We start from the raw sequence: 12679 nt of genomic DNA, 5'->3' as shown, positions 1-12679 counted from the left end.
ATAAGCATTTTTCAGACAAAAAAAATCGCATTTTTTGAAATGCGATTAAAAAATATTTGCCCTTTAGCTTAGTTAACCAAGAACTTTCTCGGTCAACTAAGCTGCCACTGGCTGACGATGACGATTCACAAATTGCTTTTTCAATAGATACAATTTGTAATGGTCGTACAAACCAATGATTAAAAGAACAAAACAAACCACGTAAAATGTCTTATTCGATAAATAGGTGAATGAAATACCGCTCACAAGCCCTCCCATGACATAGGCTCCCACGATACTCAGCAGTAAATGGAATTTGTCGACCAATGTCTTATTGCTTCGGTTCGACTCCTTAGTGAACATCGAAATCAATATTGCTAAATCTGTCGTTAGCCCTGTCAAGTGTGTCGTTTTCACAACAGAATTCGATATGCTCGCTGTTAAACCATTTTGCAATCCCATTGCAAACAGCAATGCACCGACAAGTATCTCTGTTTCTTTCAAAGAATCTTCATAAAATACATCAAGATATATCCCGACAAATAATATACTCAGTATTTCCAATGCCAAAGGAATGGAATGTGTCAGATAGGAGCTAAAACGTCCTTTACCATGAATGATGATAAGATTCGAAAGCATACTCCCGACTAGAAAAAGTAAAATCCAAAATAGCACTACTGCACCTTGATACCAATTTCCTTTCGCAATCTCTTGCGCAAAAACCGCATAATAACCTGTTACATTGGATGTAAACGAGAAAAAGACAATGACAGATGCGACATTGACCATTCCCGCAGAGAATGCAGTTATTCCCCCTAATTTGATATTATCTTGAATCGTTCTATGATTGCTATATTTTCTTAGCATATTTTTCCTTTCCTCCTTTTTTCAGCACAATTCGTGCGATTCCTTTCGTCTGCATATCCAAGTTAAGATGCAGTATCAATTGGTTTTTATTCAATTTTTGTATGACAAAGCTCTCTATAAGCTCATCATTTTTCCGAAGCTCAAGGATATGGCCTCGTCCCTTCAAAAACCAATTGTATTGTTTGTCCTCATGATGGGCAATAAAATTTTTGTCACCCATTTTTTCAAAATGCCATAATCCATCCTGCAAGGGTGGAAGGTGAGCGATTGCAGCATCTTTTATTCCCTCATGGATAACCGCCTGTTTTTTGAACGTTGGAGACTTCTCCACTTTCTCAAAGTACCAACCTTGCTCTTCCCACTCTCCTTCTAAAAGCCGCTCGGGGTTTTCATAAAACATAACCATTGAACTAGCTCCTAAAAGCAAAAAAGACAACAAGACGAAGTTGAACCTTGCTAATATTTTTCTCTTAATAGTTAACATCCCATTTCTTGTTAAAAAATAAATCCGCCAAGACATTTCCTCCTGTTCTGTTTGTCCCAGGTCTTGCGACAATCGAGACATTCTTCTGTTTACTTTTACTCAAGTGAAGCAAAGCCTGTCCGACGTCGAAAAAATGCCGTGTTCTTCTTTCAAATTCATAATCTGTGGGAACTTTGACTTCATCAATCCGAGCTCCGCGCAAATAATGTTGTAAATAATTGAGATTGTCAGAGCCGATGATATCTGTATAGATATTTAGCTTACGATTTTCATAACGATGACAGATCATCTGGCAGGCCTTCAAAAAGTCCTCCGATTGAAGATTACTGAGTTGGTCATCCAATGTGATTCCCAATAGTTCGCTGATCGATGTACTGCTCTTATTACCATAGACAAGAATGATATCAAGTTCTTCGGCTTTCGATTGCTCTATACTATGAATCACAAAAAAAAGTGAATCAATCGTAAAATCACTTGGAATCAATACACGCATTGCCTTTGCCATATCCAATTATTTTTATACAAAATTAATAGGTCATCATGGCAACCGAATGAATCTGGAATTAACTTTCTATTAGAATTTTAAGACCGATATTAAAATGAGATTAAAAAAAAGATGCAGATTAAAATGGGATTAAAATTTAGTTCCGGCTTTGTAATATAATTCCGCTAGTGCCTTTCTGTAGTCCGTAACCAGCTTCTCTTGCTTGATCCGCATTTCGATCAGCTTGTTTTCCCTACTATTAACAACAAACAAGGTTGATTCACCCAGTTCAAACTTATTTAATTCCCCCCTAAGAAGCAGTTCCTGATTACTTATATTGATCGATTGAAGTTCAATCTGTTTACTGTAAGCATTTAAATCATTATATTTTTTAACGACTTCATTGTAAATATTTCTCTCGGTCACAGCTTGTTCAAATCGTAGCTGATCTTGCTTAATCCGGACCTCTTTGAGCTTCCCACGTTCGGCGCGAATAAAAAGTGGAAATGCAAATTCAAAACCTACTTTATAATTCTGCCAATTAAAATCATACTGCGGCGGTACAAAGTCATTAAAACCGTGACGGCTAGAAATGAGCGTGCCTGACACATTGAATTTAGGTTTAAGCATTTCTTTTCGATAACGTTCCTCAAATAGAAGTTGTTGATTTTTACTCGCCAACTTTATCATTTCGGGATGAGCAATTTTTGCCGAATCAAGTAGCGCCTCGATCACACTATTATCTGGCAAAATAACAAGATCTTCGAGCTTATGCGGTATGGCATGATCGGGAAGTTCTACTGGAAATTGTTGATCATTCCACAGATGATTGGACAATACAATTTTCGCGTTTTTAAGTTCAACTTCATACTTTGAAAGTTCTATCCGCCGTTCTTTTACAACGACCGAAGCTTCGATGGAATCAATTACAGGTTTATCTCCCAGCGTCGTCTGCTCACTGATTGCTTTAAACCGTTGATCAGCCAATTTTACACCCTCCAATAAAAGCTGATACTGCTGATAGGCAAAATACCAATTCCAATAATCTGAAAGTGCCTGAAACCAAATGGCATTTATTTGTTTTATCTTTTCGCCTTCGAGGTAGCTGATCATAGCCTTTGCCTGCTGCAGCGTATTTCTTCTGCTATCGACGATTAAACCTTGCCCCAATGGAATACTTAAACCGATTGCGGAAAGCCCTGCATTATTTGTTCGGGATTGCGGGTTTGTATAATCACCAACATTTCGATCATAAGCAATTTTCAGATCTGCGCCAGCTAACCAAAGAGGAATTTTTAGCTCACTATTCCACTGATTATAATAATCCGTATTGCCAAAATGCTTATTTTTAAAACTGGAATTTAACGTCGGATCAAACTTCCCTAAAGCCTGTGTTACCTGGGCTTTTGCAGTTTCACTCAGCAGATTCACTTGTTTAACGATTGGATGATTGGCCATTAAAAGCTCTTCCATGTCATCCACGGTAAAAGTATTCCTTGCTCCATACTCCTTTTCCTGAGCCGAAAGATGAGGAGAGAAAAAAAAGCACAACACGATAAAAATAAAATTCAATTTATTCATATAACAATTACTTTTTCTCACTTTCTTTTGGTTCTCTTTCCAAACTCGGCGGAAAGCCATTCAACTGTCGCCATATCTCATACCATAATGGGACTTTATTTAAAATAACCCTTCCATAAGCACCTGAGCCCTGATTTAACTGAACAGGCCAGGGTTCATCTCCTTCCGGAACAGGAACTGTTGCACGTATCAAAATCCTAAATCGGCCATTCGTACTACTCACTTTATCGATGACTGAAACTTTTCCAGCAAAGGTACCGACCGCGACAGACGGCCATCCGGAAAATTGGATCGATGGCCAGCCATCAAATTGTAGCCTTACATCACTTTCCGGCTCAATCAGTGGGACATCCATTGCGTTTACATAAAGTTCTACGGCAAGCTGTGGTTTTTTAGGCTGTAATGTCGCAACGGACTCACCCTCCTTCATATTTTCACCAATTCCTGCCTTAAAGGTTTTTACAATAAAACCATCTTGTGGCGCCCTCACGACATATAACCCACGTCGTACATCAATATTGGATATCTCATTTCTCAGTTTGGCGATATCCCCTTGTACTGAGGCTTTGGAGGAAAAGGCGGAACTTAAATCGGACTGCGCTTTCGCCAATGATTCATTGTACTTTGCACGGATATTGTTTAATTCGATACTGGCATTCGTTAATGATTGTCTTGAATTCGACAACTTGTTATCTGCACTTACAACTTTAGCTCGATCATTTTGCAGATTTAAGCGCCTTGTTTCAATATCTGTTAAGGAAAATAAACCGTCACGATAGCCCTCTTCGTACCGTTTGAGCCGCTTTTCGCTGGTCTCAAAAAAGCTCATGACAGCGACCAATTCTGCGCTATCTATTTTTACCAGATTTTGAGCTTGAATCACCTTATTTTTAGCTGACGCAAGCTGGAAATCAAGCCCATTTTTCAATGCTTCAATCTGTGCTTCAGTGGCTTTCATTTTTTGATTAGCAGCATCTTCTCCGCTTTGTTTGGCATTCAATTGCTCTTCTAATCGCAATGGTAACATGGGATCAAAATAAGATTGAGAAGTCTCCGAAAGCACTAAAATCGTATCACCTTTCTTCACTTCCTGCCCTTCGGTAACGGCCCAATATTCAATGCGGCCACCAATCTGATTTTGGATAGTCTGTGGTCTATCTTGTGGACGTAAAGCAGTAACCGTTCCTACTCCAGGAATTGTCTGCCTCCATGGGAGAAAAAGTGCTAGTACAAAAACAATCCCAGAAAACACAAGAATTCGCCCCAAGACTAGGGATCCCCGCTCTTTCAATAACTTGCCAACTGCATCATCGGAAAGATCTCTCCATGAGAGCGTTTTCTGACTCGAACGATCCTTATTAATCAACATAAACCGCAGCGTCCTCCTCCAACGCAAGATCCGTTACAGCCGCCAATTTGACAACTCCAGTAAGCATATCAAAAATCGTATTCAAATTTGTCATCAGTTTTTCAATGGCATAACCAATTTGAACGATGACAACTTCAGCAGCAACAAATTGACCAAAAGTCATTTGCCGCTCAACAACAAAATAAGATCCAAGCAAGAGCATCGCTCCAAACAACAGGGTGCGAAGTAGGACAGAACCAATAAAAAAGCGCTTTAAAACCTTAAAATGATCGTTCCTCGCCCCTAAATACTTACTGACAATATAATCTGTTGTTTTTGTCACTTCGTTCATTTTCGTCTCATCAGCACGATAATGGTCAATTTGTCCGGCAACAGCTTCCAAATAGGCTACCGTCTCATATTTGTATTCAGACTCTTCAATACTTGTTTTCAACCCTCTTTTATAGTATAAAACAAGTATCGTAATAACAGAAAAAATGACAATAAGGCCAAAGGCCAGAAATGCAGGATGATAAAATGATAATAAGACCACACTAAAGAAAATTGTCACCACTGCAGCGATGATATCGATCAAAAGTTTGATAATTCCCTTTTGGATAATGATAACATCAAAAAATCGGTTGACCAACTCCACAAGATTTTTTCCAAGTAACTCTTTAGGTTTAATTCTCGGCAGGCGATAAGAAAATTCAACCGCCGATTTTAGAAAGATTTTCTGCTCTAAATACTCGACTAAGGTCAATTGTCCGATCAATAATACCCCGCCCACAATCACGCCAAATAACACAAAAGCAATTAAGATATAGGTAGAGCTATACATCGCTCCATTGCTTAAAAAATTAAAGATAGCTGTTATCCCTATTGGAATAGTCAAACTAAAAATACCGATGACGATGGCATAAATAAATATATAATTGATCGTTTTCCGTTCAGTATGTAATAAGCTAGCCAACCGTTGCAAAGGTGATGGTCCGCCTTGTATATGCCCCATAAGAAATAGATAGAAGATAAGTTATAAATGATGAATTTCAGCTAAAAACAATGGTAAAAACTCCGATCGATCATTCAATTAGTCCGATCTCTCTGTTTCTGATACCTGGTTGTTCCTTAAATGAAATTGTAGAAGGAATTTGACTCTCGACTTTACGGAGTGCACTAGCGACATTAAAAAAATTGCGTGTTTTCTTTTTATAGGTATAATCACGTGGTATGATGACCTCATTTACAGACTGTCCTTTGAGGTAATGCTGCAAATAATGACTGTTATCGGTACCCAAAATATCTGCAAAAATACTGAGCTTACGGTTTTTATAGCGCTGATAGATTCCGCTACAGGCTTTTAAAAAAGATTCAGATTGAAGTGTTTCCAATTGATCTTCCAATCCAATTCCGAGTAATTCACTCGCAGAAGTGCTGCTTTTATTGCCATACACAAGGATAATATCGATAGAATCAGCCACTGACTCTTCAATACTTTGACGCACAAAACGGAGTGAGTCAACTGTAAAATCACTAGGTATTAATATACGCGTTGTTTTAGCCATGCTTTTTTTTTAGCAAAGTTAAAACGCACATATGGCAACGGAATGAATCTAAAATTAGCTTTCCATTAGAAAGCGAGCAACAGGATTAAAATGAGATTAGAAATGTAGTTGAAATTAAAACCACATTAAAACCGAAGGTAAGTGGGTAGTTCAATTTCTACCGTAGTGCCTTCACTCACAACAGAATTGACCTTCAATGTGCCACCATGCAACTTAATAATATTTCTGGCCAAAGGAAGTCCAATACCATAACCATCAATGCCGCTCGTGTTGGACGCTCTAAAATAAGGATCGTAGATATGATCCAATTCGCGGGAGGGTATTCCGATACCTTTGTCTTTTATTAAAATAAACACTTTATTGTCCAATGCTCCTAAAGCAATATAAGCGGTTCTATCGGATGAATACTTACAGGCATTACTGATAATATTAGATAGCGCAAGCTGTAACAAAATTGCATTTCCATTCACCTTAAGTCGCATACTATCATCTGGTAAAAGGCTGAAATCTGTGATAATCTTAAATTTATCATTGATGGCCTTTACAGTCAACTCGGCGTCCATCACGATCTGATCAATACGAACGGGGCTAAATGCGGTCGCATTATTCACAAAACCTGTACGCGCCAACAGTAAAAGTGCTTTTGTTTTCTTTTCCAAATGCTCTGCCGACTCAATGATCTTAAATAATGTTCGTTGGTACTCCGCTGTTGTTCGTTCTTTGGATAAAGCAAGATCGGCCTGTCCTATGATGGATGTCAATGGCGTATTTAACTCATGTGATGCATTGCTGATAAAGTTCTTTTGTGTTTCGAAAGAAGTTTCTAAGCGCGTCAACATCCGATTAAATGTGAGTGACAGACCATGAAGCTCACCTTTATATTTATCCTCATCCAATCGCTTATAGAGATTTTCCGAACCAATCTCTTGCACCTCTTTCATCATGGTTAATATTGGCTTTAAGAACGAACGTTTCATAAAAACCGAAACAACGAATATAAAGAGAATCCCCAAAATCAGACTTATAATAAGCAGATTACGAAGGTAGGCCAAATGGTGTGTATAAAAGTAATTTTCAGCGGAAGCGCCTACAATATACTTTCGACCATTTTGCGAAAAATATTTCGTTGAATAGAATTGATTACCCGACTTGAAATTTGAGCTTCCCTTTTTATTGATTTTATCCCATAGTTCTTGATGAAATCCCTGGCTTCTTAAAATAGTACCATTGCTATCAAATTCAACTAAAAATTCATGCTGATTATTGAGATTTTCTATAAAATCAAGGCTCCACTGATCGGCCTGGGAGGCGGATTTACTATTCAGAAATTTTTCCGCAGCAATATTTCGCCGCAGATCCAGCCGTTTATAAAAATCTGTAAAAGCAAAATTCGTAACGGAATAAAAAATAAAGCCAACAAAACAACTCACATAAATGACCAGAATTGCAATGAGATAAATAAGCTTTCGATTATAATTGTGCATTTTTAAATATTCAGTCTTCTATTTTTAGAACATATCCCATACCAATAACCGTATGGATCGCTTTTTTGCTTGTTATTTTTTCAATCTTTTTTCTCAAATAATTCACATAAACATCGACGACATTTGATCCAATATCGAAATTTATCCCCCATATTTTGTCCAAAAGCTCCGTTCTCTCAAATACCTTTTTGGGGCTCTGAATAAACAACAAGAGTAAACGATACTCTGTACTTGTCAGATTGAGTTCCTGCCCCGAACAGTAGGCTATTTTTTTATAATCATCGATACTCAGAAAACCATAACTAAATGTGTCTTTCGAGGGCTGTAACTCACGTTGTGTTGCCTGTACGATAGACTGTTGCCTGCGGATCAATGAACGTATCCGAGCCTTCAATTCAATGAGCTTAAAGGGCTTGGAAAGATAGTCATCGGCACCATTATCGAGTCCGAGCACCACATTTTCTGGAGTACCAAGTGCAGTCAGCATCATAACAGGTAAATCGGTATACCCCCACTGTCTGATCTGCTTACAAATATCCAGGCCATTGGTTCCCGGCAAAAGAATGTCCAATAGCACAAGAGAGACATCTTGCTTCGCCAAAAGCTGTTCCAGACCTTCCGAACGCCCCAGATGAATGACCCTATAGCCATCCTCTCCTAAGCCTTGTACGATCAAATCAGCAACATCCTGTTCATCTTCAACCAAAATAATTTTTTGCTCCTCCATATTCGTCATGATGTGTAGTTCTCTGTAATGAACTACGATCCAAACCATAAAAATAACGTTTTGACTCAAGAGACACAAATCCCATTTTTGCCCGAATCCACACAAAAAGAATCTTGCTCTATTTTGCAAAAGCAAAAGCGCTGTGTTCATCGATCGTGAAACAGCGCTTTCGTCCTAGTATTTAATTGGTTCAGCTATAATTTTACTTTACCCATTAACGGATCCGTCTTACTTGATTTACCAGTCTCTATATGTCCAGCATAACGGAATTTGACCGCATGATCTTCGGAACACGTTATTTCGATATCATACCAACCTTCACTCTTGCTGCAATCGATTTCAACCAAAGCAGGATCATCCTTGCGCATTGCCTTCGCATGGAAAAGATCATAGGAACAGTCTTTAAGAAGTAAATCCCAATTTAGCGACTCTGATTGTACACAAAGAATAGGCTTTCCAGCGACTACTTTCGTATACACATCAATAGCTGGAATATGTGACTTTGCGCCTTCAATCGTACGATAGAAACCATTAGGGCCATGCAATGCAAATGATATGTACTCTCCTACAATTTTATCGAGTTCCCATTCATACGCTAATTGATCTCCTTCCCGTACCGTAAAATTCCAAATTTTACCCGCCGCATGGCCATCATACGCCACATAGGAAATAACATAATAAGGCAGACCCGCTCCCGCTTTAGCTGTATTGAGCCTTCTTTCCAAGGTTGAGCTGATGGAAAGCATCGTTGGTGTATGCTGTACTTTTAGCTGCAATTCATAAGGTAAAGCACAAGCATCCTTCCATCCCTGCTCTTGCATCTGCATAGCTGCATGATACTGACCTGTCGATTTGATTTCCTCCAGTTTTTGGCTGTCGATTTTCACAAAATCTGTTGGGAGCTTTTTATTCCTGGCGGAGAATATACGTTCAACATACCCGTCTCTGTCTACCGGATTAAGCCTTGTTTTGGAAATGTTATCTACAGGACGAAAAGACGTTGTTAAGTCGCCACAAACCATTCTTCGCCATTGACTGATGTTTTCTTCTCGTATCACCTTACCCGTTTTCTTCTCCAAAAAATGTTCTAAAAATTGAAGACAGGAGGTGTGGTCAAAAACTTCGGAATTGACCCAACCACCCTTAGACCAGGGTGAAGCTATCACCATTGGTACTCGATAGCCCAAACCAATAGGACTTTCAAAACTTACATGATTACTATTTCTCCTTTTTCGCTCCTGTTCTAGCGTAACATATTCATTCGAAGTGTCGATTTCTGACACGGCACCCTGATCTTTGTTCGTGCTCAACGGCGGAACAAAAGGAGCGATATGATCAAAATATCCATCATTTTCGTCATAAGTTAAGATGAAAATAGTCTTTTTCCAAACCTCAGGGTCTTTGGTCAATATATCGAGGACTTCGGATACGTACCACGCCCCATACCAAGGTGAGCCCGGATGATCCGAGAAACGACAAGGTGCCACTAACCACGACACTGTAGGTAATTGGCGATCTTCAACATCTTTTCTAAACTGATAAAAAACATCTCCGGCAGGCACCTCAACTTCCTGCCGCTTTCCACCTTCTTTATAACTTAATTTATCAAGTTTGTGAAAGTTGGGATCAGCTAGATTAGTCACAAATGCATTGTGATGGATCTCTTTTTCGAACTGGGATAGCTTTTCAAAATTCTCAGGGGTATAATGAATGACATCTCTTTTCAAATCCTCCAATTCCGCTTTGGCTTTGTGCAGCAATTCTTCTTTTGGATTTGTTTCCAAAAATTTATGCAGCTCTTTTACCCGTTCTTTCATCCACTGATAATGTGCCAAATGATATCTTACACCATACTGTTGGTGAAACTCCAGGTTGTTATCTGTAAAATTGGCCAACCAATCTTCCTCTTCTCCTTTAAAGCCTACTGGTAAACTTAGTTCATTTTGATAAACTTTCCACGAGACCCCTGCTTTTTGCAGTCGTTCAGGATAGGTTTTCCATTTGACATCCTTGTAATTGATCTGACCATTGTCTACATGCGCAACAGATTCGGGGTTACGGGGTTCTTCGCGCACTGTACCAGTCCAAAAATACGATCGATTAGCGCTCGTTCCCGTCAGTGAAGAACAAAAATGCTGGTCACAAACCGTAAATGCATCTGCAAAAGCATAATAAAAAGGAATATCTGCACGGTTATAATAACCCATTGTTAAAGGCATGGCCTTATATTCTGCATTGCCAGAGCTCTTTGCTTCCAACCAATTATCCATTTTCCCGTCATGACGAGCCGCAACCATATCACGCCAGCCATGCGGAAGCGACCCCATCCAAGTCGATTTACTATTGACGATATCTAAATGGAAAGGTGCAAAATATGCACCTTCCTTATTTCCTTGTATCCATACAGGTAGACCATTCGGTAATTTCATCGCACGGGGATCGTTAAAGCCACGTACGCCCTTCAAAGTTCCAAAACAATGGTCAAACGATCTGTTTTCCTGCATCAAAAAGACAACATGTTCGGCATCCAAAAAAGTTGATCCTTTTGGAGCTTCAATCGCCAAGGCTTTTTGTATTGATTCAGGCAGCCAGTTTATAGCGACTGTACTCCCAGCCAGCATGGCTGCTTTTTTTAAAAATACCCTCCTTGAATCCATTATTTTAACCACCAAGTCTGTAAATTAATATTGTCATTTCCGCCAAATTGTGATTTGATCGCATCAGATACATTCGCAGTATTATTATTGTACTCATCTTGAGGATACATCCAGCGATAGGCTGTTTTCACATTCGCAGATTTACGGAAACTCGGATATCCTGTGCGCAAATGATCAAAATAAGCCGAGTATCCCCCCTGGTGAAATGAGCGCAGGTATTTCTGCATCAAGATACGTTCGAGCTTTTGCTCATTGGAACTAGCTCCGTCAAGACTTACCGAATTTTGTTCAAGATATTTGGCCGCTTGTGCTTCATTTGTATAAATTCCTAAATTTTTCGCATACTTTTCATAAAATTTGAACGATGCCTGTACCCCTTTGGTATACGTTGCATTGAGATCGCCCGTTATCCAACCTTTCAAAATGGCTTCAGCCAAAATAAACTGCATCTCCGAACAGCCCAATAAGACCAATGGCTCAGCTGTGGGATCTTGATAAAATCGTTCGTGGACTTTCGATAATTTACCTAATACAGCTTTTGCATTCACCTGCGCATAAGGAACAATCGGATCACCGCCTTCATAAGCCGTAAAGTCATTAATCGCTTTACCCGCTTCTTTACCCAGTCTTGTTTGTGTAGCGACGGCAAATAACCGCGGATCTTTCAGGTCCTGCAATCGTTGGATAAAAGTGGAATCCATATACATTCCCGATCCATAACCACTTGAGTTAAATTCAGGATAGCGATTACCCTCTTGATTCAAAAAGATGAGTTGCCCATCTTCAGCACCACTAACATCAGTGATTCTGGACTCATTGGTAAATATTTTTGAAAATTCTGTTGCTGCACTAAATGGAAGATCAGTCGTTTTCTTCGAGAGTGTCAATAGCACTTTTAGGCGAAATGAATTGACTAACTTGTTCCAATTGCTACTATTTCCACCATAAATAATATCCCCATTTATGGTGTTATTGTTCTTCTTCAGAATAATACTTGCTTCCTCGAGCTCCTTCAATACACCCACCAAAACGTCTTTCTGTGTATCGTATTTCGGCGCAAAAATTGCCGAATTTTCACCCTTTGCTGCTTCTGAATAAGGGACATCACCAAACGTTAAGGTAAGATTATAAAAATAATACGCACGGAAAAATTTTGCTAATGCCAAATAACTTTCAGCGCCAATACGTTCAGCTTCTTCGGTCATCTTGGTAATATTGCGAAGATTACCATATTGCTCAAAGCTTCCTCGTTGCCAATTATAAATTTGATTCGCATTTTCACCATCCGTTTGCACAATCATTTTCAAGGCATATAGTGGTGAGGTACCGTGCCAGGTCCGAAAAGCATCCCATTCTACCTTCGTCAATAAAGCTTGCGGGTGGGTTGTTGTCGCTTCATTTGGATTAACATTTACTTCAGTCAATTTCTGACAAGAAGTCATGATTGAAAGAGAAAATAATCCAAGAAATATATGTTTATTAAATAACTTCATCGTACTACTT

The 12679-nt window shown here is 39.1% G+C and carries 11 protein-coding genes; all 11 read right to left on the bottom strand.

From position 1 onward, the window contains the following. Window positions 1–96: 96 nt before the first annotated feature. The 11 genes from B3H30_RS09790 to B3H30_RS09740 all read right to left on the bottom strand — a co-directional run bounded on the left by B3H30_RS09790 (window position 97) and on the right by B3H30_RS09740 (window position 12669). Window positions 97–846, bottom strand: coding sequence for a YoaK family protein (locus B3H30_RS09790; RefSeq protein WP_088162273.1), 750 nt, complete (start codon window positions 844–846; stop codon window positions 97–99). Beyond that, window positions 830–1252, bottom strand: a complete 423-nt coding sequence (locus tag B3H30_RS09785) for a hypothetical protein (RefSeq protein ID WP_167450496.1) — start codon at window positions 1250–1252, stop codon at window positions 830–832. Before B3H30_RS09785 ends, B3H30_RS09790 begins: the two co-directional genes overlap by 17 nt. 64 nt (window positions 1253–1316) lie before the next feature. Then, window positions 1317–1835 carry a hypothetical protein gene (locus B3H30_RS09780; RefSeq protein WP_088162274.1) on the bottom strand — a complete coding sequence of 173 codons (519 nt, stop codon included), beginning with the start codon at window positions 1833–1835 and terminating at the stop codon, window positions 1317–1319. Window positions 1836–1964: 129 nt separating this feature from the next. Further along, on the bottom strand, window positions 1965–3395 hold the full coding sequence (locus B3H30_RS09775; RefSeq protein ID WP_115050502.1) for a TolC family protein: 1431 nt from the start codon (window positions 3393–3395) through the stop codon (window positions 1965–1967). 7 nt (window positions 3396–3402) lie between these two features. Next, entirely contained in the window at window positions 3403–4764 is a 1362-nt protein-coding gene (locus B3H30_RS09770; protein ID WP_115050500.1) for an HlyD family secretion protein, read from the bottom strand. After that, window positions 4754–5755, bottom strand: a complete 1002-nt coding sequence (locus tag B3H30_RS09765; RefSeq protein WP_075993472.1) for an ABC transporter transmembrane domain-containing protein — start codon at window positions 5753–5755, stop codon at window positions 4754–4756. Before B3H30_RS09765 ends, B3H30_RS09770 begins: the two co-directional genes overlap by 11 nt. Before the next feature lie 70 nt (window positions 5756–5825). Next, window positions 5826–6308: a hypothetical protein gene (locus B3H30_RS09760; RefSeq protein WP_115050498.1), complete on the bottom strand. Its 483-nt coding sequence runs from the start codon at window positions 6306–6308 to the stop codon at window positions 5826–5828. Between the two features lie 125 nt (window positions 6309–6433). After that, entirely contained in the window at window positions 6434–7792 is a 1359-nt protein-coding gene (locus B3H30_RS09755; RefSeq protein ID WP_115050496.1) for a HAMP domain-containing sensor histidine kinase, read from the bottom strand. 10 nt (window positions 7793–7802) lie between these two features. Then, on the bottom strand, window positions 7803–8567 hold the full coding sequence (locus B3H30_RS09750; RefSeq protein WP_236590862.1) for a response regulator transcription factor: 765 nt from the start codon (window positions 8565–8567) through the stop codon (window positions 7803–7805). A 146-nt stretch (window positions 8568–8713) separates the two neighbouring features. After that, window positions 8714–11176 carry a phosphocholine-specific phospholipase C gene (locus tag B3H30_RS09745; RefSeq protein WP_201649494.1) on the bottom strand — a complete coding sequence of 821 codons (2463 nt, stop codon included), beginning with the start codon at window positions 11174–11176 and terminating at the stop codon, window positions 8714–8716. Then, complete coding sequence (locus B3H30_RS09740) at window positions 11176–12669, bottom strand: SusD/RagB family nutrient-binding outer membrane lipoprotein (protein ID WP_115050901.1); 1494 nt, start codon at window positions 12667–12669, stop codon at window positions 11176–11178. Before B3H30_RS09740 ends, B3H30_RS09745 begins: the two co-directional genes overlap by 1 nt. Window positions 12670–12679: the final 10 nt, after the last annotated feature.

It is taken from the genome of Sphingobacterium sp. UBA7038, from assembly GCF_002494055.1.
GTDB classification, from domain to species: Bacteria; Bacteroidota; Bacteroidia; order Sphingobacteriales; family Sphingobacteriaceae; genus Sphingobacterium; species Sphingobacterium multivorum.
Note: the sequence above shows the minus strand (reverse complement) of the source record. Positions and strands in the feature narration are given on the sequence as shown.